The organism is Prevotella pallens ATCC 700821 (genome assembly GCF_000220255.1).
Lineage (GTDB): Bacteria > Bacteroidota > Bacteroidia > Bacteroidales > Bacteroidaceae > Prevotella > Prevotella pallens.
On sequence record NZ_GL982532.1, the window covers coordinates 1 to 976 of the forward strand.

1 protein-coding gene and 1 pseudogene are annotated in these 976 nt (G+C 39.4%); one reads left to right on the top strand and one right to left on the bottom strand.

What is annotated here, in order from left to right; genetic code table 11:
* Window positions 1-149: pseudogene (locus tag HMPREF9144_RS13910) on the top strand (IS256 family transposase, variant Zn-binding type); the annotation flags it as partial.
* 308 nt (window positions 150-457) lie between these two features.
* Here HMPREF9144_RS13910 and HMPREF9144_RS12515 read toward each other — a convergent pair.
* Complete coding sequence (locus HMPREF9144_RS12515) at window positions 458-943, bottom strand: ferritin (RefSeq protein WP_006046514.1); 486 nt, start codon at window positions 941-943, stop codon at window positions 458-460.
* Between the last annotated feature and the right edge of the window lie 33 nt (window positions 944-976).

Consider the following 976-nt stretch of genomic DNA (forward strand, 5'->3'; position numbering starts at 1 on the left):
AGGATTATACAGAATTACAAATTCCTAATACAACAAATCTATTGGAAGGATTTAACTCACAGCTTAAAAGGGCACTACATAATCATAATGGATTGAATGAAGCTAACAAGAAGAAGTTTATAGATGGATTCATAAATACAAAAAAGTAGGCTGGAATAACCAGCCTACCAAATGTCCATTACTAAAACCCGTGAGCTTTCAGCCTACCAAATGTCCATTACACCTTGTTTTGCGTTTTAAAAGCGCCTGTTTTGCGCTGCAATATAGGCACTTTTACCGAGCAAAACAGGCACTTTTGCAATGCAAAACAAGGGGTATTGCAAAGTGTTGTAGCTCAAACGATTATAGCGTTGAGGCTATACTGCGAAATATTTACATTTTTCTGATGCACAAAAAGGGGGAGAATAGGCGCGCTACCTATCTCCCCCAATGTTAACTAAATAACTATAAAAAATATTTATTCACGCTCTCCAACCTTGCGGTCAATGTGTGCAAGCGTGTGTAAAGGCATTTGCTTGAAGAGCAAGAGAATATCTTTCACGTTCTTCTCTTCCTCAACTTGTTCGTCAATATACTTTGCAACGAAGTTCTGCGAAGCACGATCTTTCTCTGCATCTGCCACATCTGCCAACTCGTTGATAAGTTCTGTAACGTGTTGTTCGTGCTTAAGTACAGCTTCGAACACCTCTTTAGCGTCCGTCCAGTCGTTCTTTACTGCAGGAATAGCGCTCATTGTAGGAACTCCACCACGTGCTATTAAGTAGTCAGCCATATCAAGTGCATGTCCTCTTTCCTCGTCAGCTTGCTTGAAAAGCCAGCTTGCGAAACCGTTCCAGCCCTCTTTCTTGAACCAAAAAGCCATACCGAGGTAAATGTTTGCTGACCATAATTCTGCTTCAATCTGCTTGTTAAAAGCAGCTTCCATTGTCTTGTTTATATCCATAATTACAATTCTTTTATATTATTCTAATATTAT

What these genes read in the sequence shown, in the direction of transcription:
- HMPREF9144_RS12515 (WP_006046514.1), bottom strand. Translation starts at nt 943, where the DNA reads ATGGATATAAACAAGACAATGGAAGCTGCTTTTAACAAGCAGATTGAA.